This is a genomic window from Collinsella sp. CLA-ER-H4 (genome assembly GCF_040092395.1).
GTDB lineage: Bacteria > Actinomycetota > Coriobacteriia > Coriobacteriales > Coriobacteriaceae > Collinsella.
On record NZ_JBBNLQ010000005.1, the window covers coordinates 73,679 to 96,252 of the forward strand.

Annotated in this window: 20 protein-coding genes; all 20 read left to right on the top strand. The window is 61.1% G+C overall.

The features are described from left to right. Positions 1 to 3 precede the first annotated feature (3 nt). Positions 4 to 285: a DNA-directed RNA polymerase subunit omega gene (locus AAAX34_RS05190; protein WP_035138532.1), complete on the top strand. Its 282-nt coding sequence runs from the start codon at positions 4 to 6 to the stop codon at positions 283 to 285. Then, positions 286 to 1,530, top strand: coding sequence for a tRNA uracil 4-sulfurtransferase ThiI (gene thiI, locus AAAX34_RS05195; RefSeq protein ID WP_349110291.1), 1,245 nt, complete (start codon positions 286 to 288; stop codon positions 1,528 to 1,530). 249 nt (positions 1,531 to 1,779) lie between these two features. Beyond that, positions 1,780 to 2,457, top strand: a complete 678-nt coding sequence (locus tag AAAX34_RS05200) for a helix-hairpin-helix domain-containing protein (protein WP_349110293.1) — start codon at positions 1,780 to 1,782, stop codon at positions 2,455 to 2,457. Further along, a complete protein-coding gene (locus tag AAAX34_RS05205) occupies positions 2,454 to 4,757 on the top strand; it encodes a DNA internalization-related competence protein ComEC/Rec2 (RefSeq protein WP_349110295.1) in 2,304 nt (767 codons plus the stop codon). The genes AAAX34_RS05200 and AAAX34_RS05205 overlap by 4 nt, the downstream gene beginning before the upstream one ends. Positions 4,758 to 4,835: 78 nt before the next feature. Next, entirely contained in the window at positions 4,836 to 5,798 is a 963-nt protein-coding gene (holA, locus tag AAAX34_RS05210; protein WP_349110296.1) for a DNA polymerase III subunit delta, read from the top strand. Between the two features lie 133 nt (positions 5,799 to 5,931). Beyond that, positions 5,932 to 6,198 carry a 30S ribosomal protein S20 gene (gene rpsT / locus AAAX34_RS05215; RefSeq protein ID WP_022094714.1) on the top strand — a complete coding sequence of 89 codons (267 nt, stop codon included), beginning with the start codon at positions 5,932 to 5,934 and terminating at the stop codon, positions 6,196 to 6,198. Positions 6,199 to 6,294: 96 nt separating this feature from the next. Then, positions 6,295 to 8,106, top strand: coding sequence for a translation elongation factor 4 (gene lepA, locus AAAX34_RS05220; RefSeq protein WP_040359843.1), 1,812 nt, complete (start codon positions 6,295 to 6,297; stop codon positions 8,104 to 8,106). A 4-nt stretch (positions 8,107 to 8,110) separates the two neighbouring features. Further along, a complete protein-coding gene (gene dusB / locus AAAX34_RS05225) occupies positions 8,111 to 9,154 on the top strand; it encodes a tRNA dihydrouridine synthase DusB (RefSeq protein WP_349110297.1) in 1,044 nt (347 codons plus the stop codon). Positions 9,155 to 9,177: 23 nt separating this feature from the next. Then, complete coding sequence (locus AAAX34_RS05230) at positions 9,178 to 10,389, top strand: coproporphyrinogen-III oxidase family protein (RefSeq protein ID WP_349110332.1); 1,212 nt, start codon at positions 9,178 to 9,180, stop codon at positions 10,387 to 10,389. Positions 10,390 to 10,447: 58 nt separating this feature from the next. After that, on the top strand, positions 10,448 to 11,551 hold the full coding sequence (locus AAAX34_RS05235) for a DnaJ domain-containing protein (protein ID WP_171021457.1): 1,104 nt from the start codon (positions 10,448 to 10,450) through the stop codon (positions 11,549 to 11,551). Between the two features lie 81 nt (positions 11,552 to 11,632). Then, positions 11,633 to 12,781 (top strand): molecular chaperone DnaJ, encoded by a 1,149-nt coding sequence (dnaJ, locus tag AAAX34_RS05240; protein WP_349110299.1) that lies wholly within the window; start codon positions 11,633 to 11,635, stop codon positions 12,779 to 12,781. Between the two features lie 9 nt (positions 12,782 to 12,790). Continuing rightward, positions 12,791 to 14,083, top strand: coding sequence for a MiaB/RimO family radical SAM methylthiotransferase (locus tag AAAX34_RS05245; protein ID WP_349110301.1), 1,293 nt, complete (start codon positions 12,791 to 12,793; stop codon positions 14,081 to 14,083). Continuing rightward, positions 14,064 to 15,050, top strand: a complete 987-nt coding sequence (locus AAAX34_RS05250) for a PhoH family protein (protein ID WP_349091219.1) — start codon at positions 14,064 to 14,066, stop codon at positions 15,048 to 15,050. Before AAAX34_RS05245 ends, AAAX34_RS05250 begins: the two co-directional genes overlap by 20 nt. Next, complete coding sequence (gene ybeY / locus AAAX34_RS05255; RefSeq protein WP_161115787.1) at positions 15,047 to 15,556, top strand: rRNA maturation RNase YbeY; 510 nt, start codon at positions 15,047 to 15,049, stop codon at positions 15,554 to 15,556. The genes AAAX34_RS05250 and ybeY overlap by 4 nt, the downstream gene beginning before the upstream one ends. Positions 15,557 to 15,565: 9 nt before the next feature. Then, a complete protein-coding gene (locus AAAX34_RS05260; RefSeq protein ID WP_349110302.1) occupies positions 15,566 to 15,943 on the top strand; it encodes a diacylglycerol kinase family protein in 378 nt (125 codons plus the stop codon). A gap of 12 nt (positions 15,944 to 15,955) precedes the next feature. Next, positions 15,956 to 17,032, top strand: coding sequence for a GTPase Era (gene era / locus AAAX34_RS05265; protein WP_349091217.1), 1,077 nt, complete (start codon positions 15,956 to 15,958; stop codon positions 17,030 to 17,032). A 15-nt stretch (positions 17,033 to 17,047) separates the two neighbouring features. Then, positions 17,048 to 17,797 (top strand): DNA repair protein RecO, encoded by a 750-nt coding sequence (recO, locus tag AAAX34_RS05270; RefSeq protein WP_349091216.1) that lies wholly within the window; start codon positions 17,048 to 17,050, stop codon positions 17,795 to 17,797. Positions 17,798 to 17,935: 138 nt separating this feature from the next. After that, a complete protein-coding gene (rpsO, locus tag AAAX34_RS05275; protein ID WP_035138510.1) occupies positions 17,936 to 18,214 on the top strand; it encodes a 30S ribosomal protein S15 in 279 nt (92 codons plus the stop codon). Positions 18,215 to 18,363: 149 nt separating this feature from the next. Then, positions 18,364 to 20,610: a polyribonucleotide nucleotidyltransferase gene (locus AAAX34_RS05280; RefSeq protein ID WP_349091215.1), complete on the top strand. Its 2,247-nt coding sequence runs from the start codon at positions 18,364 to 18,366 to the stop codon at positions 20,608 to 20,610. Positions 20,611 to 20,902: 292 nt separating this feature from the next. Beyond that, positions 20,903 to 22,573 (top strand): ribonuclease J, encoded by a 1,671-nt coding sequence (locus tag AAAX34_RS05285; protein WP_006235967.1) that lies wholly within the window; start codon positions 20,903 to 20,905, stop codon positions 22,571 to 22,573. Position 22,574: the final 1 nt, after the last annotated feature.

Consider the following 22,574-nt stretch of genomic DNA (forward strand, 5'->3'; position numbering starts at 1 on the left):
TCCGTGTCCGTTGTAAAGCCTTGCATTGACGATCTTCTGGAGAAGACCGATCACAACCGCTTCCTGCTCGCTTCGCTTGCCTCTAAGCGCGCCTGCGACATCAATAGCATGCTGCGTGGCCAGCACAACCGCGTGCTTGCCGTCCAGGATGTCGATGACATCACCATCGGGCTTTCCGGTGCCGATACCATCTCGATGGCTATGGACGAGATTGTCGACGGCGACATCTCTTACGACGAGGCCCGTTACGAGAAGGCGCTCGGCCACAAGGTTGCTGAAGCCTAAATGGCGGCTCGCGTCTGCCTGGTCCACTATCACGAGGTTGGACTGAAGGGCAAGAACCGCGCACATTTTGAGCATATCCTCATGGATAACATTAAGGCGGCTTTGGCCGCCTTTTCCGTGAACGCCGTGTCTCGAATTTCCGGTTATATCCTCGTGACCTTTAACGAGCATCAGGCCGATGATGCGGCGCGTGTCATTCGCACCGTTCCCGGCGTTGCTCGTGTGTCTTTGGCGTATCACACCAACCGCGACCCGCAGGAGTACTGCGCCGCCGCCGTCAAGGCGCTGCGTGAGTTTGGTTCCTTCGATTCGTTTAAGGTGCACGCTAAGCGCTCCAATACCGACTATGAGCTCACCTCGATTGACATCAATCGTCAGGTGGGCGAGGTGTTGTGTGAGGCCTTCCCCGATAAAAAGGTTCAAATGCACGAGCCCGATGCGATGGTGCACGTACTGGTGGTCCAGGGTAGCGTTTATGTGTACGCGCGCTCCGAGCGCGGCGTGGGCGGTCTGCCGGTGGGTTCTGCCGGCAAGGTCGTGACGCTGCTGTCGTCAGGTATCGATTCTCCGGTGGCGACCTGGATGCTCGCGCGTCGCGGCGCGGTGTGCGTGCCGGTACATTTCTCTGGTCGTCCGCAGACGCCCGATACGAGCGAGTATTTGGTGCAGGATATCATCCGTGCGCTTGAGCCGGGTGTCCAGATCGGCCGCCTGTACGTGGTGCCGTTTGGCGACTGCCAGCGTGAGATTTCGGTCACCTGTCCCAGCAACCTTCGCGTGATCATGTATCGCCGCATTATGTATTCGGTTGCCGAGCGCATTGCGCACATCGAGGGCGCCAAGGCTATCGTGACCGGCGAATCGCTCGGGCAGGTTGCCTCCCAAACGCTTGAGAACATCATGGCCGTCAACGAGGCCGTGAAGATCCCCGTGTTCCGCCCTCTCATCGGTTCGGACAAGCAGGAGATCATCGCGCGCGCCGAGGAGATCGGTACGTTCGATATCTCGACTGAGGCCGCTCCCGACTGCTGCACGCTGTTTATGCCACGCCGTCCCGAGACGCACGCTAAACTCGATGCTGTGCATGAGGCCTGGGAGTTGTTCGATCACGAGGAGATGATCGAGCGCCTGCTCAAGCAGACCGAGTACATCGACTTCGAGAGCAACACGTATAAGGCCCCTAAGACCTTAAAACGTAAACATTCGGAGCTTGCTCCGCGTGAGATTTACCAAGATCACGAGTAAATTTGTGCATAGACCGACGATGCGCTTGCATCGTCGGTCTTTTGTTATCTGGGCATTTTGCGACTAAGTGCTCATTTGCTGACGTGTGCCTGAATAAACGGACATTATTTCGCAAGGTTTTGGTCGGCTTTTGGTTTGACCGCGAAAACCGGTTTTGGAGCATGGCTGTTGCAGGACTCTTTTCCTGACACGATGTTATTGGGAGGTTTTGCTATGGCGCAGCGCGAACAACACGAACGGGTCAAACGGATGGATCGCTTGGCGGGCAAGCTGCTCGGTCATAAGGCAGTGGTGATGGCGATTCTGGTCGTCATTGCGATGGCGAGTGGACTGGCGATGGCGAACCTTGGCGGCGGTGCCGGCAGTGTGTCGTTTGAGCGCACTGATGGTTCGGGCTCGTTGGCGGAGCCGGGATCCGGCGATGCCTCGAGCGGAAAGACTTCCGAAGGCTCTTCGCCTAAGGCGTCTGCCGCGGCAGAGGTCTATGTCGATGTCGATGGCGCCGTTGTGTCGCCCGGTGTATATCGTCTCAAGGACGGCGCGCGGGTGGCTCAGGCGATTGATGCCGCCGGCGGGCTGGCGCCCGAGGCAGACGTTACGGGGCTCAATCGGGCATCTAAGGTCGTCGATGGACAGAAGATTCACGTTCCAACGGTAGGGGAGCAGCAGGCGTCCATTGCGGAAGCTGGTGTTGATGGTGGGGCTTCCGCATCATCGGGCGTGAGTGGCGCAACAGGCCTAGTAAATATCAATACGGCAAGCGCGGCAGAGCTACAGATGCTCTCGGGCATCGGCCCCTCCATGGCCCAGTCGATTATCGATGAGCGGACAAAGAACGGTGCTTTTGCCTCGGTTGACGATCTGATGCGTGTGTCGGGAATCGGCGAGAAGAAGCTTGCCAAAATCAAAGATTGCATCTGCGTATGAGTGCGACCGAGCGCGAGCATGTGATGCCACCGCGTCCATTGATGCCGTGGACGATGGCCCTGTGTGCCGGCATGTGCATGAGCTGCGCCTTGGTGCTCAACGTGGCCGCTGATGCGCTGCTGAGGGAGCAGGCGCCGGCGGTCGGGCCGCTATGGGCCATCCCCGTCGCGGCGGCGGTATTCGTTGTGCTGGCTCAATCTTGTGCGCGGCTTGCCCCTTTGAAGCGGTGGCTGTATGCCTCGTCCGTCGGCCTCGTGGCGGGAGCGGTCGTCTCGGCGTGGTGGGCTGTGGGCGCGCTAAGCGCCTCGAAGGCGCTCGAAGGTCGAGCGGCAAGCAGCCTCGAGTTTGTCGTGCAGGGTGATCCATCCATAAACGACGACGTGTATTCCTATACCTGCGAGGCACGTGCGGACGGTAAGAACTTGGCAACGGTTCGCCTATCGTGTGACAGCGAGCTCAATGTTGGGGCGCACGTGCGTGTTATCGGTCGCGTTTCACGTTTTGAGAACGATGCGTATGGACGATCGCGCGCGCTCCGAGGCGAGGTGCGCAAGGTAAAAGCCGTTCGGATTGTGTCGGTCGATGAGGGCTCTCCGGGGCCGCTGCTTCGGCTGCGAAATGGGCTGCTTGCGTCCATCGCGCCTGCGACCGACCCGGCGCGTGCGCTCATAGCCGGTGTCGTCTGCGGTCGTTCGGCCGAGCTGCGCGCCCAGCCGGCGGGCGACTGGTTTTCGGTGACGGGAACGGCGCATCTTATCGCCGTCTCGGGCGGCCATTTGGCTATCGTGGGGTTTGTAATCGAGGGTGTATTGCAAAAGACTCGGTGCTCACGTGGTCTTCAGCGGGCGATATTGGCGGTAACGCTTGTGGGCTACGCTGCCTTTACGGGCGCGTCTCCCTCGGCCGTGCGCGCGTGCTGCATGGTGTTCGCGACGCTTGTCGTAAACGGCGCAGGGCGTCGCCGGCACGGTGCATCGGCGCTCTTCGTAACCATGTCCATCTTTGTGCTACTGCGGCCGACGGTGCTGTTCGAGATGGGCTTTCAGCTTTCATGCGCCAGCGTTTTAGCCATTCTGTGCTTTTGCCCCTATGCGACCTACGCTTTGGGTGAGTTGGGTGTGCCATCAGGCGTTGCTGGCATGCTTTCCGTCACGTTGTGCTCGCAACTGGCGACACTTCCCATTACCATTCCTGCCTTCGGTACGTTCTCGCTCATTGCTCCGTTGGCAAATGCGGTCATTGGTCCGGTGGTGAGCGTACTGCTTGCTGTGTCGATCGTGCTGGTTCCCTTTTCGCTTGTGGCACCGTTGCGGACTTGGGCGCTCGTTGTGCCCATGATTGCCGCCCGTTGCGCGCTGTTCTTTGAGCAGCTGTTTGCCGCCGTGCCGGGTGCATCCGTGAGCGTGCCGCCCGATAGCATGTGGATTTACCTAGTGCCGTGTTTGCTGGCGGTTCTGCTGGTCTGGTGGCCACGTCCCCGTGCACGTCCTGTGGCGGTGGGGCTTGCATGTCTGGTGTTCCTGGCTGCGATTCCGTACGTCTACTGGGATCGATTCGCTCCGCCTTCTGTGACGGTGCTCGATGTGGGCCAGGCCGATGCGATTCTTATCCGCCAGGGCGGTGCAGTGGCACTCGTCGACTGCGGGCTCGACGAGCGCGTGGTGGCGGCGTTGGTTCGCAATAACGTGCACCATATCGATGCCGTCTTTGTGACGCATTGGGATGAGGACCACTGGGGTGGTCTGCCTGCCGTGCTCGAACAGTTTCCGGTCGGTACGATTGCCGTGGCGGCGGATGCGCTGGAGGATGCTCCTGCCGAGGTATTGAACCGACCTGGCGTGGAGTATCGGCAGGTGCGCCGTGGGGATACGGTCGATATCGGCTCATTTTGCGCCCGCGTGATGTGGCCATTCGAGTCCGTGGATGGTGAGGGAAATGAGGACTCGCTTGTCCTGCTGCTCTCATATGTTCAGGAAGGCAAGGGCCTGCGTATGCTCCTCACCGGTGATGCCGAGATCGACCAAGAACGGGAATTCGTGCAGGAGGTGGGGGATATCGACGTACTTAAACTTGGGCATCACGGCTCTAAGGTTTCAGTCGATGATGAGTTGCTGGACGTCCTGAAGCCCGAGCTTTCCCTCGCGAGTGCGGGCGAAGGGAATCGATACGGCCATCCGTCCGATGCCTGCATCGATGCCGTTAAGGAAGCGGGCGCCGTGTTCGCGTGCACTATCGAACACGGCGACATTACCGTCACGCCGACTGCGAATGGCTTTGCGATGCGATGCCAGCGACCGTGACGACGTCGATGGCGTGTGGTGGGCCCCTGGGCTAGAATGGCACGGAACGAATACGAAGGCCTGCGGGAGGGGAGCGTAATGTCCGAAACCGGTCTGCTGCCGGCATATCTGATCGTCGGTACCGACGGCGTCAAGCGCGATCACGCCGTCTCGCGTATGAAGGCGCGTCTGGAAAAGTCGGGAATGGTCGAGTTCAACCTCGACGAGCGCGACATGACCAAGGACCCCGATATCGAGTCCATTATCGGATCGCTTAACACCTTTCCGATGGGCAGCGAGTTTCGCTTGGTAATCCTTGATGGCTGCTCAAAGCTCGCTAAGGCGGTCTCGGAGCCGCTTGTCGACTATCTGGCGAGTCCCAGCCCCACGACGGTCTGCCTCATCATCGCCGACTCGCTTGCCAAGAACACGCGCCTGTATAAGGCGATCGCCAAAATCGACAAGAAGGCCGTGATCGATTGCTCCGGCACCAAGCGCTGGGAGTTACCGCGCCGCGTGCAACAGATGGCGACGCAGCACGGCAAGTCGATCTCGACGGCGGCCGCCGAGGAGCTCGTCTCGCGTTCGGGTGAAAACACTCGCATGCTCGATAACGACTTGGCTAAGCTTGCCCAGATGGTCGAGGCGCCCCAGATTGAGCTTGCCGACGTTGAGCGCTGGATTGTACGTACGGCCGAGGTTCAACCCTGGGACTTTCTCAATGCGGTCTCGGCCCGTGACATGCGCCGTTCGCTCGAGCTCTTCAATCTAATGCCCGCCAAGAGCTACGTGTGGACGTACACATTGCTGTGCGGCCGCATTCGCGAGCTTATCGTTGCCAAGGCGCTCGATGCGCGCGGACAGGGTCGTGAGCTGGCCGCAACGCTCAAACTCCAGTCCTGGCAGGTCAAGAATCACCTGACCTGGGCACGTCGCTTTTCGATGGCAGAGCTCGTCGCAGCGCTCGAGGGTGCCGTTGATGTGGAGCTCGCGCTCAAGGGTTCGGCCGATTCTCAGACCGCGCTTTTGCTCTGGATTACGAACATCTTGAGAAAATCGTGATGATACCTGCCTATTTGACAAATTCGTTCTATCCCTTTGAGGGGGAGCGTGCTATAGTAGGCGCTTGCATGACCTCACCGTGTCTCAGAGGTGTCATACATTTTTTGCAAGGAACTCGAAAGGAACTCCAGAAGTGGCAAACATCAAGTCTCAGAAGAAGCGTATCCGCACCAATGAGGCAGCTCGCATGCGTAACAAGGCTGTCAAGTCCGAGCTCAAGACGCTGACCAAGCACGTCCAGTCCGCCGTCGCCGAGGGCGACGCCGAGAAGGCCCAGGCTGCCCTCAAGACCGTCACCAAGCGTCTCGACATGGCTGCCGCCAAGCATGTTATCCACAAGAACCAGGCTTCCAACCGCAAGTCCGGTCTTGCCAAGCTCGTGAACAGCATCAACGCTTAAGTTGTAAATTTCACACCACACAGATTACGCGCATAAATGGAGCCTGTTTTATGGAACAGGCTCCATTTTTTGTACCGCTCGGGTAAGATAGTCCGCATGAATACTTCAATTGACATTTCCCACATCCGCAACTTCTCAATCGTTGCGCACATCGACCATGGCAAGTCCACGATCAGCGATCGCATCCTCGAGCTCACCCATACCGTCGACGAACGCGACATGGAGTCGCAGCTGCTCGACACCATGGATATCGAGCGCGAGCGCGGCATCACGATCAAGTCCAATGCCGTTCGCGTGTCCTATGACGCCGACGATGGCGAGACGTATCAGTTCAATCTGATCGATACGCCGGGCCACGTGGACTTTACCTATGAGGTCTCGCGCTCGCTGGCAGCCTGTGAGGGCGCGGTGCTCGTTGTCGACGCCACACAGGGCGTCGAGGCACAGACCGTCTCCAACGCGACGCTTGCCATGAACGCCAATCTGGACATTGTGCCGGCCATCAACAAGATCGACCTGCCCTCGGCTCATCCCGACGAGGTTAAGACCGAGATCGAGGATGACCTGGCGATCCCTGCCGACGATGCCGTATGCGTATCGGGCAAGACCGGCGAGGGCATTCACGATCTGCTGGAGTCTATTGTCTTTTTGATCTCGCCGCCCAAGGGCGATGCAAACGCGCCGCTCAAAGCGCTCATCCTGGACTCGTATTTCGATGAGTACCGCGGCGTCGTTGCCACGGTCCGTGTCTTTGACGGCTCCATCAAGAAGGGCGATACCCTGCGCATGATGCAGGCAAAGGGCGACTTTTTGGTCGATGGCGTGGGAGTCAAGCGTCCCGCCGAGACCCCGGTCGATGCGCTGACGGTCGGCGAGGTGGGCTACGTGGTCACGGGTCTGAAGGACCCCGAGGCCGTTCGCGTGGGCGATACCCTTACGTGGGCGTCGAACCCCTGCCCCGAGCCGCTTCCCGGTTACCGCGAGGCCAAGCCCATGGTCTATACGGGCCTGTTCCCGATCGATAACAAGGACTACGAGAACCTGCGTGACGCACTCGATAAGCTCCACGTTAACGACCCCTCGTTGGTGTGGGAGCCCGAGACGTCCGTGGCGCTCGGCTTTGGCTTCCGCGTGGGCTTCCTGGGTCTGCTGCACATGGAAGTCGTCAAGGAACGCCTGGAGCGCGAGTTCAACCTGGACCTCATTGCCACGAGTCCCTCGGTCGACTATCACGTCTACAAGACCGACGGCGAAATGATCGATGTCCGCAGCCCGCAGGACCTTCCCGAGGCCACGCGCATCGAGCGTATCGAGGAACCCTACCTCAAGGCAAAGATCATCTGCCCACCTGAGTACACGGGCGCCGTCATGCAGCTCGCCATCGAGCACCGCGGCGTTACGACCGACATGATCCACCTGACGAGCAAATCGGTCGAGATGCGCTTCGATATGCCGCTTGCCGAGCTCATCTTGGACTTCTTTGACCAGCTCAAGAGCCGCACTAAGGGCTATGCCTCGCTCGACTACGAGTTCAACGAGTATCGTCCTTCCGAGCTCGTGAAGCTCGATATCTTGCTTTCTGGCGACGAGGTGGATGCGCTGTCGTTTATCGTGCACAAGGACAAGGCCTATGGCCTGGCCCGCGGTCTGTGCGACAAGCTCAAGGAGATTATTCCGCGCCAGCTGTTCGAGGTGCCCATCCAGGGTGCTATCGGCAACAAGATCATTGCCCGCTCCACCGTCAAGGCACGTCGCAAGGACGTGCTTGCCAAGTGCTACGGCGGCGATATCTCGCGCAAGCGCAAACTGCTCGAGAAGCAGAAAGAGGGCAAGAAGCGCATGAAGGCCATCGGCTCGGTCGAGGTCCCGCAGGAGGCGTTTATGGCTATCCTCAAGGTGGACGAGTAGATCTATGGCGCTTTCCGAATATAGTCGGCGGCTGCTGGGCGCCTATGCCGAGCAGCCGTTCCTTATGGCTCCCATGGCGGGCGTGACCGACCCTGCCTACCGCGTCATGTGCCGCCGCCGCGGTGCCAACCTTGCCTACAGCGAGATGGTGAGCGTGGCGGGCCTTGCCTATGCCAGCAACAAGACCTGGCGACTGGTGCTTCCTGCCGACGAGGAACAGCAGATTTGCGTGCAGCTCTTTGGCTCCAAGCCCGATCAGTTTGCGAGTGCCGTCGCCGCCGTCGAGGAGCGTGTGGGTGATCGCCTGTCGCTCATCGATATCAATATGGCATGCCCCGCCCGCAAGGTCGTCACCAAGGGCGAGGGCTCGGCGCTTATGCGCACTCCCGATCTGGCCGAGCAGATCGTCGAGGCGGCGGTGGGCGCGGCGCATGTGCCCGTGACCGTAAAAATCCGTAAGGGCTTTTACGCCGAAGACCGCAACGCCGCGACGTTTGCCCAGATGCTTGAGGGAGCAGGGGCCGCCGCGGTGGCGGTACATGGTCGCTGCGCCACGCAGCTCTATACGGGCCAGGCCGATTGGTCGGTCGTCGATGAGGTGGCCGACGCCGTCGAGATTCCCGTTATCGGTTCGGGCGATGTGTTCTCGGCAGAGGACGCTGCTGAGCATCTGCAAAGCTCGGGTGCCAGCGCGGTGTTTATCGCGCGCGGCATCTACGGCAATCCATGGGTGTTCGGCGATGCCCGAGCCCTTGCACTCGATGGCACGCCGGTTCCTTCTCGCTCCTCGGTTGAGCGCCTGGATGCCCTGCGCGAGCACCTGACGCTCACGCACGAGCTGTTGCCGCTCATGTCGCGTGCCCGCACGTACGCAAGCTGGTATCTAAAGGGCATGCCCCATGCTGCCGCCTGGCGCGCTCAGGTGGTGCGTTGCTCCACATACGAGGAGTTCATGGCACTGGTCGATGATATCGAGCACGATGTGGTGGCCTGTGAGGCCGCACTTGCCGCCGGCGAGTCGGTGCCCGCTCATCCGTTGGAGGCCTAACGGTGGTCGTTACCGCGCTGTACGTGCATGTGCCGTTTTGCGCCCAAAAATGCCGGTACTGTGACTTTGACTCACGCAGTTTTGCTCCGTGCAACATGAGCGTTGCGCTCGATACCTATTTTGAGCAGTTGTATGCGCGCCTCGATGCTTTTGGCGACGCAGGCGCGCTTGCACAGATCCGCACCGTCTATGTTGGCGGCGGCACGCCGTCGCTGGCGGGGGAGCGTTTGGTAGAATTTGCCCGGCGTATCTCTGCGTGGTGCAAGCCTGTTGAGTTTACCTGCGAGGCCAATCCCGAATCGCTGACCGCAGAGCTTGCCACTGCGCTTGCCGGGGTGGGTGTCACGCGCGTCTCTCTGGGCGTGCAAACGCTCGATAACGCCGAACTTACCGCCATCGGCCGCATTCACGATGCCGATCGGGCGCTCGCTGCCATCACGACGGTCAAGGACGCTGGGCTTGTCGTGTCGTGCGACCTGATGTGCGGCCTTCCCGGGCAGACCGACCTAAGCTGGCAGCGCACACTCGATGGCGTGTTGGCGGCGGCGCCGCATCATGTGTCGGTGTACCCGCTCACGCTCGAGGAGGGCACGCCGCTCTATCGCATGGCGTGTCGCGACGAGTCGCTCGAGCCCGACGAGGATTTTCAGGCTGCATGCATGGATGCGGCGCGTGAGCGCCTGAGTGCGGCCGGCTATCACCCGTATGAGGTGGCAAGCTACGCGCTCGACGGCCATGAGTGCGCCCACAACATTGCCTATTGGACCGGACAGGGCTATCTGGGTTTGGGCCGCTCTGCCGCCGGTATGCTCGACGCCGAGGATTTCGATCGCTTGGCCGGGCTGTTTCCCGACGTGCTTGCTCGCGGCGATGCGTATCGCGTGCGCTTGGTGCAACGCGACGATGCCGCGACGACGTTTGATGCCGAGTATCTGTCGCAGCGCGAGGCGGCGGCCGAGGATTTGATGCTTGCCTGTCGCATGACGCGTGGCATTGGGCCCGATCTGTTGGTTCGCTCGGCAAGCGTGATCGCTGCAGATGAGTTGGCGGCGGCCTGCGACCGTGCGGTCGAGTTGGGCCTTGCCACCTGGGTGCCCGATCATATTGAAGGACATGCGGGGCGCGTCACCTCGAAAGACGTTATCGCAGGTCGCGTCCGTGCTCGTTTAGCGCCCACTCACTTGGGCTGGCTCGATGGAAATGTGCTGTTCGAGCTGTTTTGGGGTCTAGCCTAGGCCGCTCGGGTAGAATTACCGCAATATATACGCTGCTGTGAGCAGGAGGTTGCCGCGCATGGCGACGATGAACGAAAAAGATTACTACGAGATTTTGGGTGTCTCCAAGGACGCCACCTCGCGTGATATACAGAAAGCCTTCCAGCAAAAGGCCCGCAAGCTCCATCCGGACGTCAACAAAGAACCGGATGCCGAGGAAAAGTTCAAAGAGGTTTCCGAGGCCTATGCTGTGCTTTCGGACGAGCAGAAGCGTGCGCGCTACGACGCCATGCGCTCGGGCAATCCCTTTGCCGGCGCTCCCACGGCTTCGCCCTATGGCGGCGGTTACGCCGGCAGCGCGGGCTACGGCAATCCCTTTGAGGGCGGCTTTCCCTTTGGTGGCGCCTGGGGTCAGCCGCGTCGCGGGCAGGCTGCCTATAATCCCGAGAACGGCGCCAACGTGGTCGTCGATATTAAGCTCGACGCCAAGGAGGCCAAGGGCGGTGCCCGCAAGACCGTCCGCTATACGCGCTTCGATACCTGTGGTCACTGCGGCGGTTCGGGCTCTGTTTCGTCCGAGCATGCACATACCTGTCCGAGCTGCGGCGGTCGCGGCCACATCGATGTCGACCTGTCCTTTCTGTTTGGTGCCGGCACGTTCCAGTCTGTCTGCCCTGAGTGCGGTGGCTCCGGTAAGGTCGTCGCCGACCCCTGTCCCGATTGCGGCGGCAGCGGGCGAACCCGTGTGACCTCCGAGCAGACGATTGAGTTTCCCGCCGGCACGCACGATGGCGACGAGGTCCGTATTGGCGGCATGGGTCACGCCGGCACCAACGGCGCCTCTGGCGGTGATCTGGTCGGTCGGGCCCATGTTGAGGCCGAGCGCCTGGAAGGCAAGGCCCGTACCGGTTTTTACCTGATGGGCATCGTGGCGCCGTTTTTGGTGCTATCGGCCATCTCGGGCGTGTTCTCGGCCTTTGCCGTGATGTGCTTTATTCCGTTTGCCATGGGCCTGTTCATGGTGCTCTCGGACGGCGTGCTGCACCGCAGCCTGCTGTGGTGGAAGCGCGGCGCGATGCAGTTTGCCAACGGTTTTGCCAACGGATTTATGTTTGCGCTCGTGTCGGTTTGGTTTGCGAGCTGCTCGCAACGTGCCATGCTTTCGCCCTACGCAATGCAATAACATCAAACCCTCTGTTTGCGGCCGGCCCAGCTTGGGTATAGGACGCACTGTGACAATAATGAAAGTCGGAAGGATTCGGTCGTGTCGGAAAATAGGGATTACTACGAGGTGCTTGGCGTCGACAAGGATGCCGACGCGCGGACGATTAAGCGCGCGTTTCTAAAGAAGGCCCGTACCGTACACCCGGACGTTTCGGACGACCCCGAGGCCGAGGCTAAGTTCAAAGAGCTCAACGAGGCATATTCCGTTCTTTCCGATGAGCAGAAGCGTGCTAACTACGACCGTTACGGCACTGCCGACGGCCCCGGTGGCTCCGGCTACGTCGATATCAACGATATCTTTGGTGGCATGGGCATGGACGACTTGTTCTCGTCGTTCTTTGGCGGCGGTGCCGGCGGTGGCGCCCGCAGCCGTCGTGAGCGTCGTCGCGGACGTGATATGGCCATCTCGCTTTCGGTGACGCTCGAGGAGGCGGCGCTCGGCTGCAAAAAGACAATCAGCTATGACCGCCTTGCTCCTTGCGAGGACTGCAATGGCACCGGTAGGGCAGAGGGCGCACTGGAAAAGCAGTGCGGCCGCTGCCACGGTACGGGCTACGTCACGACGGTTCAGCGATCGTTTTTGGGCCAGGTTCAGTCTTCCTCGCCTTGCCCCGACTGCCATGGCGAGGGCACGGTTATCGATCATCCCTGCGAGACCTGCGACGGTCAAGGCCGCACGCCTTCGCACGAAAAGATCGACATCGATATTCCCGCCGGCGTTTCGACCGGTCGCCAGCTTCGTGTGAGCGGCTTTGGCGAGGCCGGCCTTCGCGGCGAGCCTTCGGGCGACCTGATTGTCAACGTGCGCGTCGCCGACCATGAGCGCTTTAAGCGCAACGGTGATGACCTGTACCTGGTGAGCGATATCTCGATTGCGCAGGCTGCGCTCGGCTGCGAGATTGAGGTCGAGGGCATTATGCCCGACGAGGTCGTTAAGGTGACGGTTCCCGCCGGCGCCCAGTACGGCGACACCGTGAGCGTCAATAATTACGGCATGCCGCGCATTGGCGGTGGCGGTTCGCGTGGCCGCCTGATCGTGCAACTGCGCATGGTCGTTCCCACCAATCTTTCCAATAAGCAGCGCGAGCTGCTCCGTGCTTTTGCCGATGAGATGGGCGATGACGTCGCTTCTGGTAAGAAGTCGGTGACCGACCGTATCAAGAGTGCCCTCGACGATATCCTCGATTAAGGAGCCCGCGTGCTCGCACCCCATATTTCCGTCGTCAACCTCGGCTGCCGTGTCAACCGGGTTGAGTCTGACCGTATCACTGCCGATCTTATGCGCTTGGGCTTTGCTATTGTGGAGCCCCAGGATGCCGATCTGATCGTCATTAACACTTGTGCCGTTACGGGCGAGGCCGAGGCTAAGACCCGTAAGGCCGTCCGTCATGCGCTGGCCCATCCAAACGAGCCCTATGTGGTCGTGACCGGATGCGTGGTCAATTTGCATCCCGAGGAGCTGTCGGAGCTTTCGGATCGCGTGATTGCCGAGCCGTCCAAGATAGATGTCGCCGAACGTGTTTGCGAGGTGCTGGGTGTTGAGTCCGATAGCGTTCCCGCCTGCAGCGATGGCGAGGTGGTCGATGCGCTCGGTCGCTCTCGCCTGGGCGTGAAGATTCAGGATGGCTGCAACCATCGCTGCACCTATTGCATTGTGTGGAAGGCGCGCGGCCCCGAGCGCTCCGTGCCCGTCGAGTCCGTGCTCGAGCAAGTTCGCGAGGCCCAGGAGGCCGGCGTGCCCGAGGTGGTGCTGGCCGGTGTGAACCTGGGTGCCTACGATGGCAAGAGCGCGACCGACGAGCACGTCGAAATCGATGAGCTGCTCGAGGCCATCATGGAGCGCACGTCTATTCCGCATGTGCGCATTTCCTCGGTCGAGCCCATGGATATCTCCGAGCGCCTGCTTAAGGTTATGGCGCGCTACCCGCAGCGTATCGCCCCGTTTTTGCACCTGCCCGTGCAGTCCGGCTGCACGGCGACCCTGCATCGCATGGGCCGTCCCTATAGCGCCGAGGCCTTTGAGGACACGGTGCGTATGATTCGCGCCAACTTGCCCCAGGCGTCCCTTTCGTGCGATGTCATCGTCGGTTTTCCTGGTGAGACGGACGAGGAGTTCGAGGAGTCGCTGGCGCTGTGCCGCCGTGTGGGTTTCTCGCGTATGCACGTGTTCCGCTACAGCAAGCGTCCCGGTACCCTTGCTGCCGACATGCCCGACCAGGTGCCACCCGAGGTTATGGCCGAGCGCAGCCGCCGTATGCGGGCCGCCGCACAGGAGCTCGCTATTGCCGACGCTCGTCGTCGCGTGGGCACGGTCGAGCGTGCCGTGCTCGAGTATGGTGACAACCTGACGCTTGGCTCGTTCCATCATGCCCGTCTTGACGATACCTGTGGACTTACAGCCCCGTGCCTGCTCGATGTTGCTATCATCGGAGTCGATGATTCCGGCTTGGTCCATGCACGCAGGGAGGTTCATGGAAGCCTCGAAGATTAGACTTACCGTTCCCGAGGGTATTGACCCCTCGCGCGTTTTGGGTGCCGGCGACGGCGTCCTTCGTGCGCTGGAGAGCTCAGTTCGCGCCCACGTGGTCGCCCGTGGCGACAGCATCGCCGTGAGCGGTGACCCGGACGAGGTCGAACTGGTCGCGCGTTTTTTCGAACATGCCTTTCGTGAGGCTGCTTCCGGGCGCACGCTTTCTGCCGACGATGTCTCTCGCTGCCTGGCCGTCTTGCGCGACGGTGAGCACGAGGCTACGTCGCTTCGCGATGACGTGCTGCTTTCGTATCGCGGTCGCGTCATTCGCCCCAAGACGCTCGGTCAAAAGCGCTATGTGGATGCCATCCGCTCAAATACCATCACGTTTGGCTTGGGTCCTGCCGGTACCGGTAAGACCTATCTGGCCATGGCGCTCGCTGTTGCCGCACTCAAGCGTCACGAGGTGGGCCGTCTGATCTTGACGCGTCCGGTTGTCGAGGCGGGGGAGAACCTGGGCTTTTTGCCCGGCACCCTCGAGGAAAAGATCGATCCGTACATGCGCCCGCTCTACGACGCCCTATTTTGCATGATGGATCGCGAGCGCACCGATGAGCTCATGGAGCGCGGCGTGATCGAGATCGCCCCGCTTGCCTACATGCGCGGCCGCACGCTGAGCGACGCCTTCGTGGTGCTCGACGAGGCCCAAAATACCACGCCCGAGCAGATGAAGATGTTTCTGACGCGCCTGGGCTTTAACTCCAAGTTTGTGATTACCGGCGACCTGAGCCAGCGTGACCTGGTGGGCCGTCGTGGTGGCTTGGCGGATGTCGAGAAGATTTTGGGCCGTGTCGACGATGTCGCATTTTCTCACCTCGAGCGTGCCGACGTGGTGCGCCATGCCCTGGTGGGACGTATCGTCGAGGCATATGATGCTTATGATGACGTGCGCGAGCAGCGCCCGCGCGACCGAAAGGAGTCCCGTTGAGTGTATTGATCAGCAACGATGCCGAGCTCGATACGCTGCTCGACGCGCAGGAGGTAGAACACATCTGCGAGGTCGTGCTTGCCGCCGAAGGCGTTGAGCGTGAAGTCGAGATTTCCCTTTCGTATGTCGACGAGGACGAGATGCACGAGCTCAACCACGAGTGGCGCGGTATCGACCGCACCACCGATGTCCTCTCGTTTGAATGCGACTCGGCCTTTGACGAGGATATTCCCGCCGACGAGACGCTTGAGCTTGGCGATATCATCCTGGCCCCGCAAGTCATTGCCCGTCAGGCCCCCGGCTTTGGCAATGCCCCTGCCGACGAGTGCCGCCTGATGCTCGTGCATGGCATGCTGCACCTGCTGGGGTATGACCATATCGAGGACGACGAGGCCGAGGTCATGGAGGCCCGCGAGGACGCCATCCTGCGCGATCTGGCGCTCGAGCGCGGCGAGGACCCCAAGCTGGTCCACGTCGGCCCCATCACCAACCACGCCCACGACTAGGAGCCGTCTATGATTCCCGGATCGAACAAGGACCATCCGTCCTTCTTAAAGTCGTTCTCCTACGGCATGGAGGGCTTCGTCACCGCCGTCAAGACCGAGCGCAATATTAAGGTCATGCTCGTTGCGGGCGTGTGCACCGTCATTGCCGGCTGCATCGTGGGGCTCGACATTGCCGAGTGGGCCACGATTATCATCTGTTGTGGCCTGGTGATTCACGGCGAGCTATGCAACACCGCCATGGAGGCGATTGTCGATCTGGCGACCCAGGAGCTCCATCCGCTGGCAAAGCGCGCGAAGGATATCGCCGCCGCCTCCGTATACGTTCTTTCCATCACCGCCGCGATTGTGGGCTTGCTGGTATTTGCCCACGCGCTCGGCTTTATCTAGAAAGGGATTTTCATGTCCGACACTATGCAGCCTATCGATGAAATTTTGGACGACGAGGTCCTGGATGCGGCGGATGCCGAAGCGGCCGAAGCATACGAGGAAGTCGAGGAATTCGATCCGTTTGAGGGCATGAGCGACGAGGAGCTCGACGCCCTGTGCGACGAGGACGATAGCCTCGCGGGCTTTGGCGACGTTGAACCCGGTTTTCGCAGCGGCTTCGTAGCCCTGGTCGGACGCCCCAACGCCGGCAAGTCCACGCTGCTCAACGCCTGCTATGGCAAAAAGGTCGCCATCACCTCGCCGGTGGCACAGACGACCCGCCGTCGCATGCGCGCCGTCGTCAACCGTCCCGGCTACCAGCTGGTCTTTGTCGATACCCCGGGTATTCATAAGCCCAAGGACGGCCTGGGGTCCGAGCTCAACAAGAGCGCACTGTTCGAGTTGAACGATGTCGACGTCGTCGCGTTTTTGATTGATGCCACCAAGCCCATCGGCAGGGGAGACGCCTGGGTTGCCGAGCGTGTCAGATGCGCTCGTTGCAAGAAGGTCCTGGTGCTCACCAAGGCCGATGAGGCCGACCCCGCACAGGTCATGGAGCAGCTTAAGGCTGCCCACGAGCTTATGGAATATGACGACGAGATTGTGACGTCGTCGGTTAAGAACTTCAACGTCGATGCCTTTATAGAGACCGTTGCGCACTTTTTGCCTGAGGGTCCGCGTTGGTTCCCCGAGGACATGGGTACTGACGCTTCCGATGAGACGCTCGTTGCCGAGTTTGTGCGCGAGAAGGTCTTGCGCCGCACCCGTGATGAGATTCCGCACTCCGTTGGCGTGATCTGCGATGCGCTCGAGCAGACCAAGAAGGTGCTGCGCGTGCACGCCACCATTTACGTCGAGCGCGAGGGCCAAAAGGGCATCATCATCGGCAAGGGCGGCGAGATGATCAAGCATATCGGTATCGACGCCCGACGCGATCTTGAACGCATTTTTGGCACGCAGGTCTTTTTGGAGCTGGACGTGAAGGTCAAGGCCGGCTGGCGTGACGACGAGGCCCAGATTCGCCGCTTTGGCTACAACGCCGAGGACTAAGGACGCGCGGCGCGCATGGCAGGCTCCCGGACATATCGCACCAAGGTGCTCGTCCTCGACAAGACGAAGCTCAAAGAGACCGACCTGATCTTGACGATGCTTGACGAGCGGGGGCGGCAGGTTCGTGCCGTGGCAAAGGGCGCCCGCAAACCCGGCGGACGCCTGGCTGCGCGCTGCGAGCTGTTCTGTACGGTCGATATGCTGCTCGCACATGGACGGTCACTCGACGTGGTTTCCCAGGCCGAGCTTATGGAGGCGCCGCTCGGCGCTGCGCCCGATTACGAGACGACCTGCGCCGCAAGCGCGATCGCCGAGGTTGCGCGCGTGTGCTCGTTCGAGGACGCCGAGGACCCGTTTACCTTTGCCATCACGCAGCGAGCGCTTGCCCTGGTGGGCAGCGGGCTTGACACGGCGCATATGGACCTACTTGTGGCGGCATATGTCTTTAAGCTGCTGTCGCACGTTGGCTATCGACCCGATTTTTCGGCCTGCGTGCTGTGCGGAGACCCCATGCTGTCGTATTTTTCACCCCAGGCGGGCGGTCTCATGTGCGGGTCGTGCGCGTCGAGCGTTCCAGGTGCCGAACTGGTGTCGACCGGTGAGACAGCATGGCTGCGCGCCCTCATGTCCATGACCTTCGATGCGCTCATGGCCGAGCGAATCGACCCGCATACGGCGGCATTCCTGCTCGGGCTTTCGCATGTGTGGGCTGCGACGCACACCGATCAACGCCTCCGTGCGATGGAATTCATGTTGGGTCGGTGATGATGCGCAGGCGCGGGCTGCTTGTGGTATCATGCCGACCTGTTGGTACCTCGACCTTGGTTGCTCGCTCCACCGGCGGCTTCCCAGTCCGAGGCGAATCGAGTCGCCCGCGGGCGACGTAAAACGAAAGGTGAAACAATGACTGTTTCCAAAGAGCGCAAGGCGGAGCTGACTGCCCAGTTCGGTAACACCCCGGTCGACACCGGCAACCCCAAGGTTCAGGTCGCCATCCTGTCCGAGCGCATCAAGGAGCTGACCGAGCACATGAAGTCCCACCAGAAGGACTTCCACACCCGTCGTGGCCTGCTCATGCTCGTCGGCCGTCGTCGTCGTCTTCTCTCCTACATCAAGAAGAACGACATCGTCGAGTACCGTGAGCTCATCAAGGCTCTGGGCATCCGCGACAACATCCAGTAGGATTTGTACATGCTAAGAGCGTCCTGCGCAGCGGGGCGCTCTTTTTGTGTAAGGGCGCGAACAATCACGCTCTGAAGCGTGGCGGGGGCAGGGGGCCCGCGTCACATGAGAAGCCCGCAGGCAAGGGGTCTGCGGGGTAAAGGAGAACAATGACACTCGTATCCAAGACCTTTGAGCTGTACGGCAAGACCTACACCTTTGAGTCGGGCGAGCTTGCCAAGCAGGCCACCGGCGCCTGCCTGGTCAAGCAGGGTGACACCACGATGCTCGACACCGTGGTCGTCTCCAAGGAGCGTAAGAACTACGACTTTTTCCCGCTGACCGTCGACTTCAACGAGAAGATGTACGCCGCCGGCCGCATCCCGGGTGGCTACCTCAAGCGTGAGGGCCGTCCCAGTGAGAAGGCTACGCTCACCGCGCGCATGATCGACCGTCCGATTCGCCCGAGCTTCCCGGATGGCTTCCGCAACGAGGTGCACATCGTCGCCACCTCGCTCGTCGCCGACCAGGTCAACCCCTTCGACGTCATCAACGTCATGGGTGCTTCTCTGGCCATGACGCTCGGCGGCGTGCCCTTCGAGGGTCCGCTTGCCTGCGTGCGCATCGGCCGTAACGTGGAGACCGGCGAGTTTATCGTCAACCCCACCTACGAGGAGCGCGAGAACTCCGATCTGGACCTGGAGCTGGGCGGCTCTGCCGACTTCATCTCGATGGTCGAGGCCGGCGCCGAGGAGATCTCCGAGGACGACATGCTCGCCGCCATGAAGTTTGGCCAGGAGGCCCTTGCTGCTTTCTGCCAGGCTCAGGACGAGTTCGTTGCCGAGTGGGAGCAGGTCAACGGCCCCATCGTCAAGAAGGAGTACCCGCTCGACCAGCCCGTCGAGGAGGTCCAGGAGCGCATCTTCGCCCACTACGACGAGATGGCAGCCGCCCTTCGCGACGCCGACAAGCTCTCCCGTATCGGCAAGGTCGAGGCTCTGAAGGAGTCCATCCGTGCCGAGTTTACCGAGCAGGAGCAGGCCGCTTGGGAGCGCGAGATCCCCGTGGCGCTCAAGAAGCTCGAGAAGAAGGCCATGCGCACCATGGTCGTCGAGACCGGTGAGCGCGTCGACGGCCGTGCCGCCGACGAGATCCGTCCCATCATGGTGAAGGACAACTACCTGCCGCTCGTTCACGGCTCCGGCCTGTTCCAGCGTGGCCAGACCCAGGTGCTCTCCGTCCTGTCGCTCGGCATGCTCAACGAGGGCCAGCGTCTGGATACCATCGAGCCCACCGAGGGCAAGCGCTACATGCACCACTACAACTTCCCGCCTTTCTGCACCGGCGAGACCGGCCGCATGGGCAGCCCCAAGCGCCGCGAGATCGGCCATGGCAATCTGGCCGAGCGCGCTCTGCTTCCGGTGCTTCCCGACGAGAACGAGTTCCCCTACGCCATCCGCGTCGTCTCCGAGGTCATGGAGTCCAACGGCTCCTCTTCGATGGCTTCGACCTGCGGCTCCACGCTCGCCCTTATGGACGGCGGCGTGCCCATTAAGCGCCCGGTCTCCGGTATCGCCATGGGCCTGATCCAGGAGGAGGGCAAGACCGTGGTCCTGTCCGACATCCAGGGTCTCGAGGACTTCCTGGGCGACATGGACTTTAAGGTCACCGGCACCACCGAGGGCATCACCGCCCTGCAGATGGACAACAAGGCCACCGGCCTCACCTTCGACATCCTGGCCCGCGCTCTGCAGCAGGCCAAGGAGGGTCGCGCCTTCATCCTGCAGAAGATGCTCGATGTGATCCCCGAGCCGCGCCACACCACGCGCAGCACCGCTCCGCGCATCGTCTCCATCCAGGTTCCGACCGACAAGATCCGCGACGTCATCGGTTCCGGCGGTAAGGTCATCCGCGGTATCCAGGATGAGACCGGCGCTTCGGTCGACATCCAGGAGGACGGCACCGTCTTTGTCGGCGGCACCGGCGAGTCCGTGGACCAGGCTGTCGAGCGCATCAAGCTCATCATCAAGGTTCCCGAGCCGGGCGAGGAGTACACCGGTCGCGTGGTCTCCATCCAGCCCTTCGGCGCGTTCGTGAATCTGCTGCCCGGCAAGGACGGCCTGCTGCACATCTCCCGCGTTGCCAAGGGCCGCGTGGAGAAGGTCGAGGACGTCCTCAACGTGGGCGACGAGGTCAAGGTCGTCGTCATCGAGGTCGACGATCGCGGTAAGATCTCGCTCGATCGCCTTGACAAGCCCGAGGCCCCGGCTCGCGCCGAGGGTGCCTCCGAGGGCGACGGCGAGCACTTCCAGCGCCGTGAGCGTCCGCGTCGCGAGCGCTCCGAGCGCAGCGACCGTCCGCGCCGTCCCGGCGACAACGGAGGCCGCAAGCCCCGCCGTCACCACGACGCCGAGTAACAGCTAAACATAAGCAGCTCAACAAGGGCGACTCCGGACAGGGGTCGCCCTTTTGCTTGCGCCCGGGAGGGCCGCATATGAAGTTTCCTGCTCTACGGGAAACCGTCGGGATGGACCAGTTCAGATGGGGCTTTGATGCATGAGTGGTCTGTTGTTGTGCAAATGGGTATCATACTGTGGTTATTGCATCGACTCTGCGATGCATGTTTGTACGTTCCCGGCGGTCGGTTTGCCAGAAGCGCCCCGTCGGTTGTTCCAGACCCGTTTCGAAGAAAGGAAACCACACTAACCTATGGCAGCTAAAAAATCATCTCCCTTGAAGATCATTCCGCTCGGCGGCCTTGACGGCATCGGCAAGAACATGACGGTCTTCGAATGCGGCGACGACATGGTGCTCGTTGACGCTGGCCTCATGTTCCCCGACGATTCCCAGCCCGGTATTGACCTGGTGCTTCCCGACTACACCTATGTTCTGGAGAACGAGGAGAAGCTCCGCGGTATCGTCGTCACCCACGGCCACGAGGACCACACCGGTTCGCTTCCGTATCTGCTGCAGGACCTCAACAACAAGGTGCCCATCTTCTCGAGCAAGCTGACGCTTGGCTTTATCGAAGGCAAGCTTTCTGAGTTCCGCATCCGCGCACCCAAGTTCCGCGAGGTTAAGGGCGGCAGCCATGTCAACCTCGGCGGCATCTCGCTCGACTTCTTCTCGATGACGCACTCCATCCCCGGCGCTCTGGGCGTGTTCATTCGCACCAATCAGGGCACCGTTATGCACACTGGCGACTTTAAGCTCGACCAGACGCCCATCGATGGTGTCACGCCCGACTATGCCGCTATCAGCCGCTTTGCCAAGCAGGGCATCGACCTGTTGCTGTCCGACTCCACCAATGCCACGGTTCCCGGCTTTACCAAGTCCGAGGCCGAGGTTGGTCCCAACCTACTGCATGCCATCAAGAACGCCCCGGGTCGCGTGTTCGTCGCTTCGTTCTCGAGCCATATCCATCGTTTGCAGCAGATCTGCGATGCCGCCCGCAAGTGCGGCCGTAAGGTCGTTGTGACCGGTCGCTCCATGCTCACCAACACCCGCGTCGCGCGCGAGCTGGGCTACCTCAACATCGACGATGCCGATATCATCGATGCCTTCGATATCGATAACCTGCCCGACGACAAGATCGTCGTCATGTGCACCGGTTCGCAGGGCGAGCCGCTGTCGGCCCTGTCCCGCATGGCCAATGGCGAGCACAAGACGCTCTCTATCCACGAGGGCGATACCGTCATCCTCTCGGCAACTCCCGTTCCCGGCAACGAGAAAGCCGTTCAGCAGGTCGTCAACAGCTTGGCCAAGCTCGGCTGCGACGTGTGGGATAAGAACCGTGCTCTTGTCCACGTCTCGGGCCACGGCAGCCAGGAGGAGCTTAAGCTCCTGATGGCCATGGCCAAGCCCACGTACTTTATGCCGGTTCACGGTGAGGCCGTGCATCTGCGCGCCCATGCCCAGCTGGCCCGCAAGATGGGCATCAAGGATGATCACATCTTTATCCTCGATAACGGCGACACGCTCGAGATGCGCGGTGGTATCGTCAAGCGTGGTACGCCCGTCGAGTCCGGCGTCGTCTACGTCGACGGCCTGCGTATCGGCGATACCGACCCCATCGTCCTGCGCGATCGCCAGAAGCTCGCCAATGACGGTATGGTCACGGCCGTCGCCATCGTCTCGCTCAAGCACAAGAAGATTGAGGCCATCGAGTTCTCGGGCCGCGGCGTCTCGTTTGCCATCGACGACCAGTTCTCCGAGGATGCCTCCGCGTCTATTATGAAGACGATTGAGAAGGGCAAGTTCAGCTTTACGAGCAGCGGTTCCGATGCCATTCGCAAGGCCGTGCGCGACTCGCTCTCTAACTTTATCTGGAGTCGTACGCGCACTCGTCCGATGATCATCCCGGTCGTCATGGAGGTTTAGT